The sequence below is a fragment of the Flavobacterium galactosidilyticum genome (assembly GCF_020911945.1).
Classification (GTDB): Bacteria; Bacteroidota; Bacteroidia; order Flavobacteriales; family Flavobacteriaceae; genus Flavobacterium; species Flavobacterium galactosidilyticum.
Map to the genome: position 1 here is coordinate 433,918 of NZ_CP087135.1, position 20,219 is coordinate 454,136.

General features: G+C 34.9%; 16 protein-coding genes and 1 riboswitch. Of the genes, 1 reads left to right on the plus strand and 15 read right to left on the minus strand.

The window, feature by feature from the left end:
* Window positions 1-4 precede the first annotated feature (4 nt).
* From LNP27_RS01965 to LNP27_RS01980, 4 genes are all read right to left on the minus strand, one after another.
* On the minus strand, window positions 5-856 hold the full coding sequence (locus LNP27_RS01965; protein WP_229942846.1) for a prephenate dehydrogenase: 852 nt from the start codon (window positions 854-856) through the stop codon (window positions 5-7).
* Complete coding sequence (locus tag LNP27_RS01970; protein WP_229942847.1) at window positions 857-2,005, minus strand: aminotransferase class I/II-fold pyridoxal phosphate-dependent enzyme; 1,149 nt, start codon at window positions 2,003-2,005, stop codon at window positions 857-859.
* Between the two features lie 40 nt (window positions 2,006-2,045).
* Entirely contained in the window at window positions 2,046-2,873 is an 828-nt protein-coding gene (locus LNP27_RS01975; RefSeq protein WP_229942848.1) for a prephenate dehydratase, read from the minus strand.
* 371 nt (window positions 2,874-3,244) lie between these two features.
* Complete coding sequence (locus tag LNP27_RS01980; protein WP_229942849.1) at window positions 3,245-4,168, minus strand: M20/M25/M40 family metallo-hydrolase; 924 nt, start codon at window positions 4,166-4,168, stop codon at window positions 3,245-3,247.
* 161 nt (window positions 4,169-4,329) lie between these two features.
* Here LNP27_RS01980 and gldA point away from each other — a divergent pair, with 161 nt between their 5' ends.
* Window positions 4,330-5,229 (plus strand): gliding motility-associated ABC transporter ATP-binding subunit GldA, encoded by a 900-nt coding sequence (gldA, locus tag LNP27_RS01985; RefSeq protein ID WP_229942850.1) that lies wholly within the window; start codon window positions 4,330-4,332, stop codon window positions 5,227-5,229.
* Between the two features lie 4 nt (window positions 5,230-5,233).
* On the opposite strand, the gene LNP27_RS01990 is transcribed toward gldA, so the two are convergent.
* The 11 genes from LNP27_RS01990 to cysD all read right to left on the minus strand — a co-directional run bounded on the left by LNP27_RS01990 (window position 5,234) and on the right by cysD (window position 20,215).
* Window positions 5,234-6,541, minus strand: coding sequence for a TIGR00341 family protein (locus tag LNP27_RS01990; RefSeq protein WP_229942851.1), 1,308 nt, complete (start codon window positions 6,539-6,541; stop codon window positions 5,234-5,236).
* Between the two features lie 317 nt (window positions 6,542-6,858).
* Entirely contained in the window at window positions 6,859-7,815 is a 957-nt protein-coding gene (gene metF / locus LNP27_RS01995; RefSeq protein WP_229942852.1) for a methylenetetrahydrofolate reductase [NAD(P)H], read from the minus strand.
* 81 nt (window positions 7,816-7,896) lie between these two features.
* Window positions 7,897-10,575: a methionine synthase gene (gene metH, locus LNP27_RS02000; protein ID WP_229942853.1), complete on the minus strand. Its 2,679-nt coding sequence runs from the start codon at window positions 10,573-10,575 to the stop codon at window positions 7,897-7,899.
* A gap of 368 nt (window positions 10,576-10,943) precedes the next feature.
* Window positions 10,944-11,945 (minus strand): homocysteine S-methyltransferase family protein, encoded by a 1,002-nt coding sequence (locus LNP27_RS02005; protein WP_229942854.1) that lies wholly within the window; start codon window positions 11,943-11,945, stop codon window positions 10,944-10,946.
* Window positions 11,946-12,190: 245 nt separating this feature from the next.
* Window positions 12,191-12,310, minus strand: a riboswitch (SAM riboswitch).
* 92 nt (window positions 12,311-12,402) lie between these two features.
* The gene (locus LNP27_RS02010; protein ID WP_229942855.1) at window positions 12,403-13,455 is read right to left on the minus strand and encodes an NAD(P)/FAD-dependent oxidoreductase; all 1,053 of its coding nucleotides are present in this window, start codon (window positions 13,453-13,455) and stop codon (window positions 12,403-12,405) included.
* A gap of 224 nt (window positions 13,456-13,679) precedes the next feature.
* The gene (locus LNP27_RS02015; protein ID WP_229942856.1) at window positions 13,680-14,258 is read right to left on the minus strand and encodes a precorrin-2 dehydrogenase/sirohydrochlorin ferrochelatase family protein; all 579 of its coding nucleotides are present in this window, start codon (window positions 14,256-14,258) and stop codon (window positions 13,680-13,682) included.
* Window positions 14,245-15,036, minus strand: a complete 792-nt coding sequence (cobA, locus tag LNP27_RS02020) for a uroporphyrinogen-III C-methyltransferase (protein ID WP_229942857.1) — start codon at window positions 15,034-15,036, stop codon at window positions 14,245-14,247. The genes LNP27_RS02015 and cobA overlap by 14 nt, the downstream gene beginning before the upstream one ends.
* Window positions 15,026-17,119 carry a nitrite reductase gene (locus tag LNP27_RS02025; protein WP_229942858.1) on the minus strand — a complete coding sequence of 698 codons (2,094 nt, stop codon included), beginning with the start codon at window positions 17,117-17,119 and terminating at the stop codon, window positions 15,026-15,028. The genes cobA and LNP27_RS02025 overlap by 11 nt, the downstream gene beginning before the upstream one ends.
* A gap of 125 nt (window positions 17,120-17,244) precedes the next feature.
* Window positions 17,245-18,489 (minus strand): sulfate adenylyltransferase subunit 1, encoded by a 1,245-nt coding sequence (locus tag LNP27_RS02030; protein WP_229942859.1) that lies wholly within the window; start codon window positions 18,487-18,489, stop codon window positions 17,245-17,247.
* A gap of 88 nt (window positions 18,490-18,577) precedes the next feature.
* Entirely contained in the window at window positions 18,578-19,312 is a 735-nt protein-coding gene (locus tag LNP27_RS02035) for a DUF2490 domain-containing protein (RefSeq protein ID WP_229942860.1), read from the minus strand.
* A 3-nt stretch (window positions 19,313-19,315) separates the two neighbouring features.
* On the minus strand, window positions 19,316-20,215 hold the full coding sequence (gene cysD / locus LNP27_RS02040) for a sulfate adenylyltransferase subunit CysD (protein WP_229942861.1): 900 nt from the start codon (window positions 20,213-20,215) through the stop codon (window positions 19,316-19,318).
* Window positions 20,216-20,219: the final 4 nt, after the last annotated feature.

Sequence of the window (20,219 nt, forward strand, 5' to 3'; positions counted from 1 at the left end):
TTGACTACTTTTTCATTCCGTTCAAAATTTCCTTTATTCTATTAACGCTTTCCATTTCTTCAAAAATGGCGTTATAATCTTCATTTATCAGTAGATCTTTAAACTGAGTCAAATTCGATATATATTCCTCTAGCGTTTTTACTACTTGCTTTCTGTTTTGTTTAAAAATTGGTGTCCACATCGCTGGAGAACTTTTAGCTAATCTAACAGTACTTTCAAAACCAGAACCCGCCATATCAAATATATCCTGCTCATGTTTTTCCTTATTAATCACTGTTTTCCCGAGCATAAACGAACTAATATGTGATAAATGTGAAACATAAGCAATGTGTTTATCATGTGATTTCGGCTCCATATAACGAATTCTCATTCCCAATTCTCTAAACAATTCTAATGCTTTCTCCTGCAGCTTAAAAGCTGTTTTTTCAACCTCACAAATAATGTTGGTTTTGCCTTGAAATAAACCATGTATTGCTGCTGATGGTCCAGAAAATTCAGTTCCTGCAATAGGATGAGTAGCAATAAAATTTCTTCTTTTAGAGTGATTCGCAACTGCATCGCAAATAGGCATTTTTGTCGAACCTACTTCAAAAACTATCGTATCATCTCCAATTGCATCTAAAACAGTTGGTAAAACTACCATTGCTACATCAACGGGAACGGACAAAATCACAAAATCAGCCGAAACTAAATCTTCCATTTTTCCAACTACATCCACAACGCCTAATGCAATCGCTTCTTTCAAATGATTTTCATTAGCATCAATTCCACAAATCGTAGCATTAGGATGCAATGCTTTAATGTCCAATGCCATTGAACCACCTATTAATCCTATTCCTATTATATATATTTTCATTTAATTAAATCTATCAATTGCTTCTTGTACTTTCTCCTCTTTCACACACAATGCAAATCTGATGTATCCCTCTCCATTACTTCCAAAAATTGTTCCCGGTGTAATGAATATTGATTTCTCATGTAAAATTTGATCGATAAACTTTTCTGCAGATGTGACTCCTTCGGGTAATTTCGCCCAAACGAATAATCCAACTCCTGCTTTATAAACTTTGCAACCTAATTTTTCAGCTAGTTGCTCGGTAAGTACTCTTCTTTTTCTGTAAATGCTATTCATTTCTTCAAACCAGGAAGCATCACTTTTCAAAGCTTCGATTGCTCCTTTTTGGATTCCAAAAAACATTCCGCTGTCCATATTGCTTTTTACTTTCAAAACAGCATCTATACAAGCGGCATTACCTAGAACCATTCCTACTCTCCATCCCGCCATATTGAAAGTTTTACTCAAGGAATTCAATTCCAAAGCTACTTCTTTCGCACCTTCCACTTGCAACAAGCTCATCGGTTTGTCATTCAAAACAAAACTATACGGATTGTCATTGACCAATAATATCTGATGTTTTTTTGCAAAAACCACCAACTTTGCGAACAATTCCAAACTTCCTCTGGCTCCTGTTGGCATATGTGGATAACCTATCCACATAATTTTTACTTTCGAAAGATCTAGTTTTTCCAAAGCTTCAAAATCAGGTTCCCAATTCGTGCTTTCTTTCAAATCATAATAAACTGGAGCCGCTCCTACTAAATTAGTCACCGACGTATAAGTAGGATATCCGGGATTTGGGATTAAAACGTGGTCTCCTTCATTCAAGAAAGCCAGTGAAATATGCATAATCCCCTCTTTTGAACCCATCAATGGCAAAATCTCCGTGTTTGAATTCAAGGCAACATCAAAATTGTTCTTATAAAAATTAGCCATTCCTTGACGTAATTCTGGCAAACCCTGATAACTTTGATACTGATGCGCATTTTCCTCTTGCATTGCTAGAACTACCGCATCAACTACTGCTTTTGAAGGCAGTAAATCAGGACTTCCAATTCCCATATTGATAATTGGTTTCCCCTCTGAGGCCAGTTGTCTTACTTCTCTCAATTTAGAGGAGAAATAGTATTCTTCAATTATATCTAAACGTTTCGCTGTTGTAATCATGGTTTTATTTTAAAATCTTTCTTTATTCTGATTCGGGAAATTATTCTTTTGTGTTTTTATATTCACCTAACACTTTAAAATATTCTGCCATAATTACTAATAAGGATTTTGCTTTAGCGTAATCTTCATATTTTTCGAAAGTAACATCTACAAAAAAGGAGTATTTCCAAGGTGTTTCTATTTTTGGCAACGATTGAATTTTAGTTAGATTCAGTTTGCAATCGCTCATCGCATTCAAAACCGCAGCTAAACTGCCACGTTTGTGATCCAATTCAAATTTGATAGAAGCTCTTCGGATTTCATTTGCTGGCACAAATGAATTTTCTTTTTTTATGATAACAAAACGAGTCATGTTATTTTTAATCGTCTGAATTTCCGGGGCCAAAATCTCTAAGTCATACATTTCGGCAGCCGTTTTACTAGCAATTGCAGCAATTCCTTTTAGTTGCTTTTCTTGAATTCTTCGAGCTGTTTCAGCAGTATCTTTATCTTCAACTAACTTAATATTTGGATATTTCTTTAAGAAATCCATACATTGTAAAATAGCCATTGGATGTGAATGTACCTCCGTTATATCCTCCATTTTCTGACCTTTTAATGCCATTAAATTTTGGTGAATCTTTAAATAATGTTCGCCTATTATGTGCAAATTATTTTTATCGATCAAAGCATAATTTGGAATAATTGGCCCCGCTATAGAATTTTCTATCGCCATAACTGCCTGATCCGATTTACCTGAAAGCAAGCTATCTACCAATTCCTCAAAAGACATACACTCGTCTACCATTACATTTTGCTCGTAATATTCTTGTGCTACCTGATGATGAAAAGATCCTTTTATTCCTTGTATTGCAATTTTATTATCCATTTTGTAAAAATTAGGCAAAAAAAAATCCCGATTCACATCGGGATTGTATATTTATAATTATCAATTTAATTTTTGAATTAAATAACCATACGACAATCCCTACCCTGTTCCCAGAAGAAATAATAAGAATTGCTAAAATAAAATCGGTTACTCAACATTGTGTGACGTGTTTTTGTATTAAACTCTTTGCGAATGTATAAATTATTTTCAGCTCACCAAAAAAAAAAATACTTTTTATGAAACAAAAAAAGAATTCTCGATAAAACATACATTAAATTATACAATCATTAAAAAAGCCTTAATTAAATGACATATAAATAACTGCATTTCAAACAGTAGGTGTACAATAAATGCTTCTACAAAAAATATTTTTAATTCTTTACCCTTGAAGGCGTGTCCTCACCGCTAATAATACTTTGCGAACTAATGGCTATTGCCTTAATAATTTGGGTCATATTATTTAAGTCCAGAACACCTACTTCGTCACTTACTTTATGATAATAAGGCTCTGAATCCATTTTGGATGTAGAAATAGTATGCGCAGGAACTCCTTGTGCAGCTAATCTTGCATTATCAGAACGGTAAAAAAGTTTTTGCTCCGGATAAGGATCTTGATAAAATTTGAAATTCGTACCTTTTAAATTCTTCTGTAAAATAGTCCCAAAATCTGTTTTCTCAAAACCAGTTATGTACGCTGAATTTTCACCCCATTTACTTTCAGTACCAATCATTTCGATATTGAACATAGCAACTACCTTATTAGGATCCATTTTTGCAGAGAAAAATTTAGCGCCAAAACCTCCTATTTCCTCACCAGTAAAAGCAACAAAAATGATTGTTCTTTCGTTTTGACCTAAATCCTTAAAATATTTTGCTAGTGTAATTACAGCAGTTGTTCCTGAAGCATCATCATTAGCTCCATTATATATTTTATCAGTTCCGTCTTTCGCCATTCCTAAATGATCATAATGTGCTGAAAAAATCACATATTCATCTGGTTTTGATTTTCCAGGCAGTATTCCAATCACATTATTAGCCGCTTTCCCTTTAACCTCAAATTCCTGACGGTAATTTGTCAGGTCATCAAAATAAGCCAGATTTATTTTTTTGAACTCCTCTTCGATAAAAGCAGAAGCTAACTCAATTCCGGGCGAAAAAGTAGCTCTTCCTTCCATTTTATCAGAAGCTAGTTCTGTTTCTATTCGTACTACTTCTTGTTTGTTAATGACTACTTTTTCTTGTGCTTGAACGAAAAATCCAAGAAAAAGAAACAATAAGATGCTTTTGTTTTTCATAATTCGTATGACTTAGTTTACATGGTATAAAATTGTAAAAGTTGCAATTTAAAAAACTGGTTTATAATTTGACTTCTATTTTTATAAAATTACTGAATTGGCAAACAAAGAAACAACAAATCAATCCTTTTTCTGTTTACTTTTGCAACAAATAATATGTCATGTCAATAGAAGTAAAAAATATATCCAAAAGTTACGGTGCTCAACGCGCCTTAGACAACATCTCGTTTTCTGTAAATAAAGGTGAAATCGTAGGTTTTCTTGGTCCAAATGGAGCTGGAAAATCTACTTTGATGAAAATATTGACTACTTATATCAATGCTGACGAAGGTTCAGCCATTGTAAACGGGCATGATGTAAACTCAGATCAGAAAGCGGTGCAACTATCTATCGGCTATTTGCCAGAACATAATCCGTTATATTTAGAGTTGTATGTGAGGGAATATTTGGCTTTTAATGCTGATGTCTATAAAGTAGCTAAATCCCGAATTGAAGAAGTGATTCAACTTACTGGTTTGTCTAGTGAAAGTCATAAAAAAATTGGTCAATTATCTAAAGGGTATCGTCAACGTGTAGGACTTGCAAACGCTTTATTGCACAATCCCGATGTTTTGATTCTGGATGAACCAACAACTGGTCTAGATCCTAACCAATTGATTGAAATACGAAATGTAATAAAGAATGCAGGCAAGGACAAGACTATTTTCCTTTCTACTCACATCATGCAGGAAGTTGAAGCTATTTGTGACCGTGTCATTATCATTAATAATGGTAAAATTGTAACTGATAAAAAGTTAGATAAATTAATTTCTACCGACAAAGAACAAGTAATCGAAGTAGAATTTGATTATAAAATAGAAGAGCAGGCAATTGCCAAAATAGAAAACCTTACTTCCTATAAAAATACTCACGATATGATTTGGGAATTAACTTTCCTAGCTGACAAAGACATGCGTCCTGCCGTTTTTGACTTTGCTACGGCAAACGGATTGAAGACCCTTCAACTTAATCAGAAAAACAAAAACTTAGAAGCTGTTTTTAGAGAAATAACTAAGAAATAATTCTTTACAACTGTCTATAAATCTCTATTTTTTCTTTTGATAGCCTTTGCTGCAACCATAAAACTAGTTTTTGTTTTGAGCTTTTGGAAAGTTCTTTTTTACTCTTATAAATCATAACTGGAACTACTACTGGATTTTCCGTTTTTTCATCATAGATGTGATTTGAGATCGATAGATTTTCAATTTCGGGAAAAATAATTTTAGCCTCAGCTAAGATGATTGCGTTATTATAACTGTTTTTCTTTAATCGTTTTTCTAATTCTATTATTGTCAAATCTTTTTTATTTAAAATAGATTTTTCATTATTGATTTGGCTCGAAATATACTTTTTAATATCCGTGGTATCTTGTCTTATTTTCAATTCGGTATTTTGAATGCCGTACGCTTTTAATCTTTGATTCAATATTTTCAACTCTTCATTAGTAGTTTTTTTAGCTAGAAAAACAAGTTCTATTTTTTTTGGACTTACGTTTGTTTTAATTTTTTTATAAAGTATTGTATATCCTTTATTGGTAAATTCATCCGTGATGAAAAATTCGATTTTTTGATTGAATTTTTTGTCCTGAATTAACACATAGGCGAAATACACACTTGGAATAATCATCACCAAAATTAATGAGGTCATTGCATACCGAACCTTTTTTTCGCGGCTCTCATCAATTTGCTTCACCGGTGGATATTTCAGGTATTTCACTATAAGAAAAGTAGCAATACATATAAAAACACAGTTAATAATATAGAGATAAATAGCACCGAAAAAGAAACTAAAATTACCTATTGCTAATCCGTATCCCGCAGTACACAAAGGAGGCATCAAAGCTGTAGCAATAGCAACACCTGGAATTGGATTTCCTTTTTCAACTCTTGTTATAGCAATAACCCCCACTAATCCTCCAAAAAAAGCAATGAATATATCATAAATATTAGGAGAAGTTCTAGACAATAATTCCGATTGTGTTTCCTTGAATGGGCTCAAATAAAAATAAACTGTGGACACTACTAATCCAACAATTGTAGCAATCAACAGATTTTTTAAAGCTTTCTTTAGCAAATTGAAATCATAAATCCCCAATCCAAATCCGGCTCCTACAATAGGTCCCATCAAAGGAGAAATAAGCATTGCTCCAATAACTACAGCGGTTGAATTCACATTTAACCCAACTGAAGCGACTACAATTGCACAAGCTAAAATCCAAAAATTAGAACCTCTAAAAGAAATATTAGATTTCACATTTTCTAATACTTTAAGTCTGTCCTCTTCACCTGAATGAAGGTTAATGAAATTTATAATTTTATGAAAAATATCGTTCATTTACGCTGTATATGTTAATAATTATAAAAAGCTCTATCAAAAAAAATTGATTACTTGCCCTAGCAAACCAGACAAATTTAATGTTATTTCTTTTTAAAATTAAGTTATTTAAACCAGTTAATTGCTGTTCCCGCAAAAAGACATCATTTTTAGTTCCATTCTGTTTTGGGAAACATTAGGATACACTTTTACTTCATAATCTATTATTAGACGTTTTTTTTGTCTATCGCTAGTTTCGTGCATGCACATCTTATGAAATAGAAAACCCTCGTTCAAGAAAATCAAACGAGGGCAACTATAGATTAGGATTTTAATTCCTAGAAAATGGCACTTGCTATTTGTCTGATATTTTCTGATTTTCCCATAGAATAATAATGCAGTACAGGAACTCCAGCCGCTTTCAATTCTTGAGATTGTTGAATTGCCCATTCAATTCCTACTTGTCTAATCTCAGTATTGTTTTTGCATTGATCAACCGCATGAATTAAATCTTCTGGTAAATCGATTCTAAAAATTTGTGGTAAAACTTGTAAATGTCTTTGCACTGCCAAAGGTTTAATTCCAGGAATAATCGGCACTGTGATTCCCATTTCTCTGGCTTTGGCAACAAACTGAAAATACTTCTCGTTGTCAAAAAACATTTGTGTCACCACATAATCAGCACCAGCATTAACTTTTTCTTTTAGTCTTTTCAAGTCGGAAAGCAAGGATGGAGATTCCAAGTGTTTTTCTGGATAACCCGCAACACCAATACAGAAATCAGCTTTATTATCAACATGCATTACATCATGCAAATACTTCCCCTCATTTAACTGATAGATTTGATTTACTAAATCAACCGCATAATTGTTTCCTCCTACTTTTGGGACAAAAGATTGTTCGTCTTTCATGGCATCACCACGTAAAGCCATTACGTTGTTTATGCCTAAATAATGACAATCAACTAATAAATACTCCGTTTCCTCTTTTGTAAATCCACCACAAAGCACGTGAGGAACCGTATCTACATTGTATTTATGTTTTATTGAAGCACAAATACCTAGCGTTCCAGGACGCATTCTAGTCAGTTTCTTGTCTAATAATCCATTGCCTTTATCAACATAAATATATTCTTCTCGAGAAGTTGTTACATCAATAAATGGTGGCTTAAACTCCATCAACGGATCAATATTGTCATATAACTCTTGAATACTTTTGCCTTTTTGAGGCGGAATAATTTCAAACGAGAATAACGTTTCTCCTTTTGCACTATTTATATGTTCTGTTACTTTCATTATTAAGTCTTAAAGTTTTAAAGTCGAAGGTCGAAAGTCATGCCCTTTGGACTTTTTGACTTTTGACTTTATGACTATTTTTTAATCTGCTATATTTGGGTTTAACCATTTCATTGCATTATCGGTCGAGGTATTGCGTCGCTTCGCATAATCCACCACTTGATCTTCTTTTATTTTTCCTAAACCAAAATATTTACTGTCCGGATTTGCAAAGAAATAGCCTGAAACGGCCGAAGCTGGCCACATTGCCATGCTCTCTGTTAATGTCACTCCTATCGCTTCTTCCACCTTAAGCAATTTCCAAATCGTAGGTTTTTCCAAATGGTCTGGACAAGCGGGATAACCTGGTGCAGGACGAATTCCTTTGTAATCCTCGGCAATCATTGCTTCGGTACTTATGTTTTCATCAGGCGAATAACCCCAGTATTCTTTACGTACTTTTTCATGTAAATATTCGGCAAAAGCTTCTGCCAAACGATCTGCTAAAGCTTTGACCATTATCGAATTGTAATCGTCTAAATTATCACGAAATTCATCAGCCCATTCGTCAACTCCAAATCCTGTAGTTACACAGAAAGCGCCCATATAATCGGTTTTGCCTGAATCTTTTGGAGCGATAAAATCCGCTAAAGCGATATTGGGAGCTCCTTTTGTTTTTTGTGCTTGTTGGCGTAAGGTCAAGAATTTCTCAATTGCTTTTCCGTTTTCATCGTACAACTGAATATCGTCGTCGTCTACTTGATTAGCTGGGAAAATTCCAAAAATACCTTTGGCAGTGAATTTCTTTTCTTTCAAAACAACCTCCAGCATCTCTTGTGCGTCTTTGAAAACAGCTTGTGCTTGTTCACCTACTACCTCATCAGTAAGGATTGCAGGATATTTACCGTGCAGTTCCCAAGTTCTAAAAAACGGAGTCCAGTCAATATAAGGAACCAAAACATCGAGTTCAATATCGACCAATTGGGCACCAATATGTTTCGGTCTGGTAAATTCGTAGGAATTCCAATCCAATTGTAATTTATTTTTTCGGGCCTGTTCAATCGTCAAGAAATTTTTATCTCTCGAACGACTCAAAAAAGTTTCTCTAAAAGCATCGTATTCTTCTCGAATCGAAGCCATATATATTTTTTTATCACTATTCAACAAACTTCCAGCAACTGTAACCGCTCTTGAAGCATCATTAACATGAATTACTGTTTGTCTGTATTGTGGAGCAATCTTCACAGCGGTATGTGCGCGTGATGTAGTAGCTCCACCAATCATTATTGGAATTTTGATATCGCGTTTATCTAATTCTTTTGCCAAATAAACCATTTCGTCAAGCGAAGGAGTAATCAAGCCGCTTAACCCAATAATATCGACGTTGTGTTCTATGGCAGCTGCAATGATTTTCTCTGGAGCAACCATCACACCTAAATCGACAATCTCATAATTATTACAAGCTAAAACTACTGAAACAATGTTTTTTCCAATATCATGAACGTCACCTTTTACAGTAGCCATCAAGATTTTTCCATTCCCTTGTTTGTCTCCAGCTTGTTTTGAAGCTTCTATAAATGGCAATAAATAAGCAACCGCTTTTTTCATCACACGAGCTGATTTTACCACTTGTGGCAAGAACATTTTACCAGAACCAAATAAATCACCCACGACATTCATTCCTGCCATTAAGTTGATTTCTATAACTTCAATTGGTTTAGTAGCGGCTAATCGTGCTTCCTCAACATCTTCTTCTATAAATTGATCCACTCCTTTCACAAGCGAGTGCGTAATTCTTTCTTGAATTGTTCCCGAGCGCCATTCTAGTACAGCCTTCTCGTTATTTTTCACATCCCCTTTTACATTTTCAGCAAAATCCAATAAACGCTCCGTTGCATCATCACGCCTATTTAAGATTACATCTTCAACATGCTCTAATAAATCTTTTGGAATTTCGTCGTAAATCGTAAGCATTTCTGGATTTACGATCCCCATTGTCATTCCATTTTTAATGGCATAATATAAGAATACAGAATGCATCGCTTCGCGAACCGTATCATTTCCTCTAAATGAAAACGAAACATTACTTACTCCACCACTAATATGTGCATGCGGTAAATTATCACGAACCCATTTTGTTCCTCTAAAGAAATCCAAAGCGTTCAGGCGATGTTCTTCCATCCCTGTAGCTACGGGAAATATATTCAAATCGAAGATTATGTCTTGAGCAGGAAAACCAACTTTATCAACTAAAATATCATACGAACGCTGGCAAATCTCTATTCTGCGCTCATAGTTATCAGCTTGACCAACCTCATCAAAAGCCATCACAATTACTGCAGCTCCGTAACGCTTTATTAATTTAGCATGATGAATAAAAGCCTCTTCGCCTTCTTTCAAAGAAATAGAATTCACGACACTTTTCCCTTGAACTACTTTCAAACCCGCTTCGATAATATCCCATTTTGAGCTATCAATCATGATTGGCACACGAGAAATATCAGGTTCGGCAGCGATTAAATTCAGGAATTTTGTCATAGCATATACGCCATCAAGCATCCCTTCATCCATATTAATATCGATGATTTGGGCGCCACCTTCCACTTGCTCTTTTGCAATACTAAGTGCTTCTTCGTATTTTTCCTCCTTAATTAATCGAAGGAATTTTCTAGAACCCGTCACATTTGTTCGCTCACCAACGTTGATAAACAAACTCTCTGGAGTTATAATCAAAGGCTCTAATCCCGATAATACAAGGTTCTTTCTTGTTTCTTGTGCCATTTTTTATTTTATTTGTTCTGCAAGGCTTTAAAAACCTTGTAGATTTAACTTATTATTTTGGGCGTGACCCAAAAGGGTCGGGCTATCCGTTCCCGCTCTTTTTTATTGAATTGCCTCGGTTTTAAACCCGAGGCAATTCAATAAAACGGAGCTCCACTACTATCCCTCACGCGGTTTTGTGCTTTCTATGACATTGCGGGGAACGGAAGCAATCTCGAAGGAATGACAAAATCATACAAAATATTTTTATTCCCTTTGTGGGCACGGATTGCAAATCCGCGCTAGCGGGGTTTCGAGTCACGAAGCAAAGCAATCAAACTAATTGCTCACTGTATGCGATTCCTTCGTTCCTCGGAATGACTTTCGTATTACATCACCGCAGTAGAAACTCTCCGCTTATAATTCTTTGCAATATCGGCAATCAACTTGATGTGTTCTGGGGTTGTTCCGCAACAACCGCCTATGATATTGATTAAATTATCTTCTAAATACTCTTTGATAAATGCTTGTGTTTGCTCAGGGGTTTCATCGTATTCTCCAAAAGCATTTGGCAATCCTGCATTAGGATGTGCTGACACGTTGAAAGAAGTGTTTTGCGATAAAGTTTGTAAATAGGGCTTCAATAAATCGGCGCCAAGGGCACAATTGAATCCTACGCTTAATAATGGAATGTGTGAAACCGAAATCAAGAACGCTTCTACTGTTTGACCTGAAAGTGTTCTTCCCGATGCATCAGTGATTGTTCCTGAAACCATGATTGGGATATCAATATTGCGTTCGTCTTTAACTTCTTCAATTGCAAAAAGTGCTGCTTTAGCATTTAAGGTATCAAAAATAGTTTCTACTAATAACAAATCGCAACCTCCGTCCATTAAAGCTTCTACTTGTTGCTTGTATGCTTTGCGCAAATCATCAAAAGTTACGGCCCTGTAACCTGGATCATTTACATCTGGCGACATACTTGCTGTTCTGTTTGTTGGTCCAACTGAACCCGCTACAAAACGAGGTTTTTCTGGATTTTTAGCTGTAAATTCATCAGCTACTTCACGGGCGATTTTTGCTGATTGGAAGTTCATTTCGTAAACGAAATCTTCTAGGTGATAATCAGCCATACCAATAGTAGTGCTCGAAAAAGTATTGGTTTCTACAATATCTGCTCCTGCTTCAAAATATTTGGCATGAACCGCTTTGATAGCTTGTGGTTGCGTAAGCGACAATAAATCATTATTCCCTTTTAGTGAATGCGGAAAATCCTTGAAACGCTCTCCACGAAAATCTTCTTCGGAGAAATTGTAGCGTTGCAACATGGTTCCCATTGCGCCATCTAAAATAAGAATTCTTTCTTTTATGGCCTTTTGAATATTTGACATACTATTATATTTCTGTACAATCTCGATTTCTCAGGACATGTACTTTTGATTACTAATTACAAATGTTCGCTATAATGGCTCTTTAGCCCTGAAGGAAGCGATATCCTATTGTGCCGGCGTTCGGTGCAATAGATATAGCGTACAGCAGGAAGATTATTAGCTAAAAAAGCACCAATAATTCGCTCTAAAAAGATATTAAAATGTTGTCAGGAAAAGTTTTTGAGAAATACTGTGGAAGTATTCTTGTGTTATCTATCTTAGGTACTGAAATAAATACAGCATAAAGTAGAATGTAGCACCTTCTTTAAAGATAAAGGGTTGCTAAGGTTTCATCGGGTCTTTCCCTCCGCCTTTCGTGATAACTTTCAATAAATATAGGAACAGTGCAAAGTAAAGACATAGCGCTAATACTTGCAAGTATTAGCGCTACATTTTTTAACTAGTTTATAGTAAGTTGTTACAGTATGGCTTTTACAACTGCTTTAGGAGCTTCTTTACGTGTTCCGTCAAAGCCATCAACACCTGAAACTGTAGTATATTTCAAAACATACTTTTTGCCCGGATTAATGATTTGGTAAGCTGCTTGGCACATTAAAGTGGCTTCGTGGAAACCACAAAGTATCAATTTCAGTTTTCCTGGATAGGTATTTACGTCACCAATGGCGAAAATTCCAGGAATATTGGTTTGGTAATCTAATGCATTATTTACTTTAATTGCATTTTTTTCTATTTCTAATCCCCAGTCTCCAATAGGACCTAATTTAGGTGTAAGACCAAAAAGTGGAATAAAATAATCAGTTTCGATGGTTCTTGTAGCACCATTTTCTTCCAGCACAACTGATTCTATGTGCTCTGCTCCATTGATTCCAATAACTTCTGCTGGAGTTATTAATCTAATTTTTCCAGCATTTTTTAATTCTTGTACTTTATCTACAGAATCTAATGCACCACGGAACTCGTTTCTTCTGTGTACCAAAGTTACTTCGGAAGCGATATTTGAAAGGAAAATACTCCAGTCTAAAGCGGAATCTCCTCCACCTGCTATTACTACTTTTTTATCTCGGAATTTCTCCGGATTTTTGATGAAGTATTTAATTCCTTTGTCTTCATAAAAATCAATTCCATCAATAAGCGGTTTTCTAGGCTCAAAACTTCCTAAACCGCCTGCAATTGCAACTACAGCGGCATGAAATCTCTTTCCTTTATTTGAGGTAACAATAAAACTTCCGTCTTCTTGCTTATCAATTGTTTCAGCGCGTTCTCCTAGTGTAAATCCAGGTTCAAACTGCTTGATTTGTTCCATTAAATTATCTACTAAATCTCCGGCTAATACTTCTGGAAATCCGGGAATATCATAGATTGGTTTTTTAGGATACAACTCTGAAAGTTGTCCACCTGCTTGTGGCAATGCATCTAAAATATGACATTTTAGTTTTAATAAACCTGCTTCAAAAACTGCAAATAAGCCAGTAGGCCCAGCTCCTATTATAAGAATATCTGTTTTAATCATTTTATATTAATTAGCTCCTTCCCCCGATCCGTTCCAAATGATGGAGAGAATAGGTAGAGATTAGTTATTTCTATTGTAAAATTACTTTTTTATGACGCAAAGTAACTCTAGTTTTTTTTATTTTTCAATGATAAATATCATTTTTTTCCTTCCCGCTGCTGCTGATCCGGCACCTTCTTAGGGAGTGCAAGCAATTGAGGAATTTCTATAATCTATTCTGTTTGTTATTTATTCTTCAACAACTCGGTAATAACATTCATTTTTTGGACTTTTTCTTCAAAATTTCCTTTTAGGGTTTTACGATATTCATTTAAATTTTGAACCATTTTATTAATATCCTCTGGAATTACTTCTTCGAAAAACTCTCGTAATCTTTTGGCAGTTGTTGGTGATTTTCCGTTTGTTGAAATTGCAATTTTTACATTTCCTTTGGTTACAATTCCACCCAAATAATAATCACATAAATCAGGCGTATCAGCTATGTTACAAATCAAATATCTTTTCCGAGACAAGTCGTAAATCTTTTTATTTACTTTTAAATCATCCGTACAAGCAATAACCATGTGCCTTTTCTTAAGCATTTTTTTCTTGAATTTTTTCATGGTCAATTGCACCGACTCATGTTTACTAACTAAGTCCACTAGTTCTGGAAGAAATCTTGGTGCAACTACTTCAACAGTAGCATTAGGACTGGATTTTAAAAGAAAAGATAATTTCTCTAATCCTACATTTCCGCCACCTACAATAAGTATGTTAAGTTGATGTACTTTTAAAAAAATCGGGTATAATTCATTCCTTTCCATACGCCAGTACCTTTTGGTTTGATTTTAATTCTTTATAAAAACAAACTCTCCTCTTACTGTCACCCACTACTTCTCCAATAATGATAATCGCTGGTGAACTCAAATTTTTGTCAGCTACTATTTTTTGAATAGTATCTATAGTACCCATTCCTGTTTTTTCTTCTGGAGTTGTTCCGTTTTGAATAATAGCAACTGGCATTTCTCCTTTAGATTCATTTTGGAATAAAGCTACAATTTCATCTAGTTTACTCATTCCCATCAAAATCACTACTGTTGCCGTAGATTGTGCGGCCAAAGCTACATCAGTTGACAATTTCCTTGCAGAAGTTGTTCCCGTAATTACCCAAAAACTCTCTGAAACTCCTCTTTTTGTCAAAGAAATTCCTTGAGAAGCCGGAACGGCAATTGATGATGAAATTCCAGGGACTACAAATGTAGGGATTCCAAAACTTTCTACGAATTCAATTTCTTCGCTTCCTCTTCCAAAAATAAACGGATCTCCCCCTTTTAATCGAACCACATGACCATAAGTAAGTGCATTATCTACAATCAATTGGTTAATTTCATCTTGGGTGTAAGCATGACTGCCTTTTCTTTTTCCAACAAATATTTTAAGTGCTTTTTTAGGTGCATAAGACAAAAGTTCGTCATTTGACAAAGCATCGTACAAAACCACATTGGCTTCCGCCAAAGCTTTTGCTCCTTTGATGGTAAGTAAATCTGGATCGCCAGGACCAGCGCCTACTAAAGTAACTTGAGGTTTTATTCTATTTTTCATCTTTTAGTTCTTTAGCTCTGAATGCTTCGATAGTATCGAAAAAAGCGATGGCTTGTTCTATGTATTTTTTGGCGAAAGCCTCAGTCGGTTCGTTCTTATTTATTTGGAAAACTAATTCTTTAAATGTGGTTTCAAATGGAATTTTGTTTGTTTCCACAAAAACAGTATCGAATAAGTCTATTATACCCGCTTGATGATTCGTCTTTTGGTTTTCCGAAAGTAATAATGCTTTGGCACCATTTACAAATCCTGAATAGGCGTGATAAATAGCATCCGACCATTTTTTGTCATGGAATGCTTCTTGTGCAAATGTCAATTTATCTTTGGCTTCCAATAATAAAGTCGCTACTAAATCAATAACAACTCCAGCACATTCTCCTACTCCAACCGCTTTTACATAGTTATCCGCATTTCCCCAATCTACAAAATCAGCTTCGGTAAGGTTTGTTATGTTAGCTAGCGGTTTTAGAATTTCGTAGAAATATTTCTCTCCTTTTTCTTCGTAATAATTTAGAAATGAAGTTCCCTTCCCATTTGCATCGAAATCATTTAAAATATATCGCAATGCTTCAGGTCCTCTGCGGCTAGGGATTTTGATAACTTTATCAGCAAAACGACCATTTCCATTTCCTAGATTTCCTCCTCCCAATAAAACTTGCAAGGCAGGAGCAACTAATTTTCCAGCATTTATTGACATTCCTTGAAAACCAATAGCTGACATATTGTGTTGACCGCAAGCGTTCATACAACCGCTAATTTTTATCTCAATTTCACTGTTGTTTTTATATTGTGGATATTCGGCTTCAATAACTTTTTCAAGTTCTTCAGCAATTCCAGTACTGCTAGCAATTCCTAGGTTACACGTATCAGTTCCAGGACAGGCGGTAATATCAGCAGTTGAATTATACCCTAGAGCAACCATGTCTAATTTAGCTAACTCTTGATAAAAGAAAGGAAGATTTTCCTCTTTTACATTCCGAATTACAATATTTTGACGCAGTGAGAAACGCAATTCATTAGCCGCATAATTTTTTATTAAGTCTGCTAAAACTCTCGCTTTATCGGTATAAAAATCTCCTAAAAGTACTTTGATACCAATAGCGACATATCCTTTTTGTTTTTGACGAATTACATTAGATGCTTTCCAATCTTCGTAGGCGTCGGCATCAGTAATAGTAACTTTTGGAACTTCTAATAAAGGTTCAGGAATGGCTTCATCAAATCCCGTAATGTCAATTTCGTATGTTTCAAAAGCAATTGCTTTTTTCTCTTTTTCAACCAGTTCTAGAAAAGCTTCTTTCCCAATATCTTTGATCAAAAATTTCATACGCGCTTTCATTCTTTTATTGCGTTCTCCATGTCTATCAAAAACTCGAATGATACCTTCCGCCGTTGGCACAATTTGATTTGCAGGAATAAATTCGCTCAGTAATTCTGCGTGTATGGGTTGTGAACCTAGCCCGCCACCTAGCATAACTTTAAACCCTCTTTCGCCATTTACAATTTTTGGAATAAATCCTAAATCATGCAAATAACTTAAAGCGGTATCTTCGTCAGAAGAAGAGAATGAAATTTTAAATTTACGACCCATCTCTTGACAAATTGGATTTCGCAAAAGATATTGAAACATTCCATGTGCATAAGGCGAAACATCAAAAGGTTCATTTACATCAACTCCTGCTAATTCACTTGCTGTAATATTACGAACGGTGTTACCACAAGCTTCACGTAGCGTAATATCATCTTTAGCTAAATTTGCCCAAAGTTCAGGAGTTCTGTCAAGACTCACATAGTGAATCTGTATATCTTGACGTGTGGTAATATGCAAACGACCTGTAGAATATTCATCAGAAACTTTTGTAATACGTACTAATTGTTCGCTAGTTACTTTACCGTACGGCAATTTGATACGAATCATTTGTACGCCTTCTTGACGTTGTCCGTATATTCCTCTTGCTAAACGAAGACTGCGAAAACGCTCGCCATCAATTGTTCCTCCACGAAAAGCATGAATCTTTTTTTCTAATTCAATTATTTCTTTTTGGACGATTGGATTTTCTAATTCTGTTCTAAAACTTTGCATTTCCTAGTATGATTTTCCCTCTCCCTGAACCCGCCTAAATGAGGGGAAACATGACGAGTTTGATTATTTTTCAATATAGTGTTACCCCTCGAGGGAGTCCTGATAGCTATCGGGAGTGTTGCGGATTATTTTATAAATCCAACTCCAGCTGTAGTATTAGTCGATGCGTCAATTAAGATAAAAGCTCCGTTTGATTTGTTATCATTATAAGCATCGAAATAAAGGGCTTTACTTAATTTAATAGTGACTTCCCCAATTTCATTAATAGACAATTGTGATGCTTCTCTAGTTCCTGAATAATCGGTGGCAATTACATTTTTAACACTGTCAATTTTCGCTAAAACTCTATTTGTATTATGCTGCACATAATATTTAGCTCCAGCTACTAATTTTTTGCTATCCATCCAGCAAACGGTTGTAGTAATGTCTTTTTCTATTCTAGGAAGTTCATCTGATTTTACAATCATGTCTCCTCTAGTTACATTTATATCATTTTCTAATTCGATTGTAATGGAAGAACCAACAGTGGCCTCGTCAAATTGCTTGTCAAAAAAGTGAATGTTTGTCACTTTAGATTCGGTTAAAGAAGGAAGCACCGTTACCGCATCTCCAATTTTGATATTATTCCCGTATAATTTACCAGCATATCCTCTAAAATCGTGGTATTCTTCCGTTTTAGGACGAATTACCGTTTGAACTGGAAAACGTGCTTTTCCATTATCATAAATATCCTTTGATTCTAATCCTTCTAAATGTTGCAGAATAGTTTGTCCGGTGTACCAAGGCATTTTTCCTAATGTCTCCACCACATTATCTCCTGTTAATGCACTCAATGGAATGTAACTTACATTTTGTTCTTTGTATGCACTTTTTGCATTTAACGCATGAAAGTCTTGCTTGATTTTGTTGAACACTTCTTCCGAATAATCAACTAAATCCATTTTGTTTACTGCAACAATCACATCTTTTACTCGTAATAAATTATTGATAAAAAAGTGACGGTACGTTTGCTCAATAACTCCTTTTCGAGCATCAATCAAAATGATAGATACTTGAGAAGTCGAAGCGCCTGTAACCATGTTTCTAGTATATTCTACATGCCCTGGAGTATCAGCGATGATGTAACTTTTCTTAGCTGTCGAAAAATAAATATGTGCTACATCAATTGTAATTCCTTGTTCTCTCTCAGCAACTAATCCATCCGTAGCCAATGAAAAATCAAGATAATCGTATCCTTTTTGCTTGCTACTTTTTTCTATTGCTTCTAACTTATCTGTTGTTAATGACTGCGTATCATACAATAATCTTCCAATTAATGTACTCTTTCCGTCATCTACACTTCCTGCTGTTGCTATTTTTAAAACTTCCATATTATATTTTTGTTTAAAGCTGAAAAGTTTAAGTTTCGAAATTTCCTAAACCCCTGATCTCCTTTTAAATTCTGTAACTTAATTTCTTTTATATTTTTAATTTATGATAAAAGCTGATTCTAACAATGTCTCTACTAAAATAATCGACTCCATTTGCCCTTTGCTGAAAGCTATTCAAATAACCCAACTCAGCGGCTAGAGCAGCATTAATCCCAAACTGTAATCCAGCATAAATTCTGTTTTGATCAAAAGTGTTTTTTATAATCTTATTCCCTCCGTTGATCATTATTTCATTTGAAACTATCGCTTTCAGATATTGTTTATCGCTTTTCCATAAATTACAATCCCCTTGAATTCGATATCTAAATCTCAAATAAAATATACTTCCTTCAATTAATCCTAATTTATCAGCTTTGTGAATAAATCGCTCCTCTAACTGATATCTATGGCTAAAATTTATTTTTCCAATGCTGTGCTTTAATGTCACATCCTGCTGTCCCCTATATTCAGGAACATTAAATTCCATTTGAATTTCAGGTTCTTGGGTTGTGACTGAAAAATAAGCAAACCCAGCTCCTAGCTCTATTTGTTCAGTAATTTTATGTCTTGCCTGAACTCTGATCACAAACAAATTTTGTGTTAGCGGTTTTACAAAAAGTCTATTGTCTAATTCTGAATGAACTGCCCATTTATCATTTAATGTTAACTGATTATAATACCTTGTCCATAGCAAACTTTGATGATTAATGTTTTTTTCTGTTTGCGCTATTACAATAGGATTCCCAATTATTATTAAAAAAACTATTATATATATCCTTTTCAAATTTTAAAAGTACCCTTGTTGTTTTCTTTTTTCCATTGCAGCTTCAGAACGTTTGTCATCAATTCTAGCTCCTCTTTCTGAAATCGTAGAAGATCTAATTTCGCCAACTACTTCTTGAATAGTAGCGGCATAAGACTCTACTGCTGCCGTACAACTCATATCTCCGACGGTTCTGAAGCGAACATTTTTTTCTTGGATTTGTTCGTCTTCTTCTTGGTACACATAAGGAGAGTGTGACCAGATTAAACCATCTCTCAAAAAAACTTTACGTTTGTGTGAAAAATAAATTGATGGAATCTCGATTTGCTCTTCTTCGATATAACTCCAAACATCCAATTCTGTCCAGTTTGAAATTGGAAAAACACGTACATTTTGACCGTTTTCAATTTTTCCGTTCAAAAGATCAAACAATTCCGGACGTTGGTTTTTTTCGTCCCACTGACCAAAATCATCGCGAACAGAAAAAATACGCTCTTTCGCTCTTGCTTTTTCTTCATCTCTGCGTGCACCACCAATACAAGCATCAAATTTGAATTCTTCAATAGCATCCAAAAGTGTTGTGGTTTGCAGACTATTCCTACTAGAATACTTACCCGTTTCTTCTATTACTTTTCCTTCATCAATAGCGTCCTGAACATTACGAACGATTAATTCCAGTCCCAATTCTTTAACCAATCGATCTCTAAACTCGATAGTCTCAGGAAAATTATGCCCTGTATCCACATGTAAAAGCGGAAAAGGAATTTTGGCAGGGAAAAATGCTTTTTGTGCCAAACGTACCAATGTAATCGAATCCTTCCCTCCAGAGAAAAGCAAAACCGGCTTGTCAAACTGAGAAATTACTTCTCTAAATATGTATATCGCTTCGCTTTCTAAAGCGTTTGTTTTTAATATCGTACTCATTATA

Coding starts and splice junctions, on each gene's coding strand:
- LNP27_RS01965 (WP_229942846.1), bottom strand. CDS start 856: ATGAAAATATATATAATAGGAATAGGATTAATAGGTGGTTCAATGGCA.
- LNP27_RS01970 (WP_229942847.1), bottom strand. CDS start 2,005: ATGATTACAACAGCGAAACGTTTAGATATAATTGAAGAATACTATTTC.
- LNP27_RS01975 (WP_229942848.1), bottom strand. CDS start 2,873: ATGGATAATAAAATTGCAATACAAGGAATAAAAGGATCTTTTCATCAT.
- LNP27_RS01980 (WP_229942849.1), bottom strand. CDS start 4,168: ATGAAAAACAAAAGCATCTTATTGTTTCTTTTTCTTGGATTTTTCGTT.
- gldA (WP_229942850.1), top strand. CDS start 4,330: ATGTCAATAGAAGTAAAAAATATATCCAAAAGTTACGGTGCTCAACGC.
- LNP27_RS01990 (WP_229942851.1), bottom strand. CDS start 6,541: ATGAACGATATTTTTCATAAAATTATAAATTTCATTAACCTTCATTCA.
- metF (WP_229942852.1), bottom strand. CDS start 7,815: ATGAAAGTAACAGAACATATAAATAGTGCAAAAGGAGAAACGTTATTC.
- metH (WP_229942853.1), bottom strand. CDS start 10,575: ATGGCACAAGAAACAAGAAAGAACCTTGTATTATCGGGATTAGAGCCT.
- LNP27_RS02005 (WP_229942854.1), bottom strand. CDS start 11,945: ATGTCAAATATTCAAAAGGCCATAAAAGAAAGAATTCTTATTTTAGAT.
- LNP27_RS02010 (WP_229942855.1), bottom strand. CDS start 13,455: ATGATTAAAACAGATATTCTTATAATAGGAGCTGGGCCTACTGGCTTA.
- LNP27_RS02015 (WP_229942856.1), bottom strand. CDS start 14,258: ATGGAAAGGAATGAATTATACCCGATTTTTTTAAAAGTACATCAACTT.
- cobA (WP_229942857.1), bottom strand. CDS start 15,036: ATGAAAAATAGAATAAAACCTCAAGTTACTTTAGTAGGCGCTGGTCCT.
- LNP27_RS02025 (WP_229942858.1), bottom strand. CDS start 17,119: ATGCAAAGTTTTAGAACAGAATTAGAAAATCCAATCGTCCAAAAAGAA.
- LNP27_RS02030 (WP_229942859.1), bottom strand. CDS start 18,489: ATGGAAGTTTTAAAAATAGCAACAGCAGGAAGTGTAGATGACGGAAAG.
- cysD (WP_229942861.1), bottom strand. CDS start 20,215: ATGAGTACGATATTAAAAACAAACGCTTTAGAAAGCGAAGCGATATAC.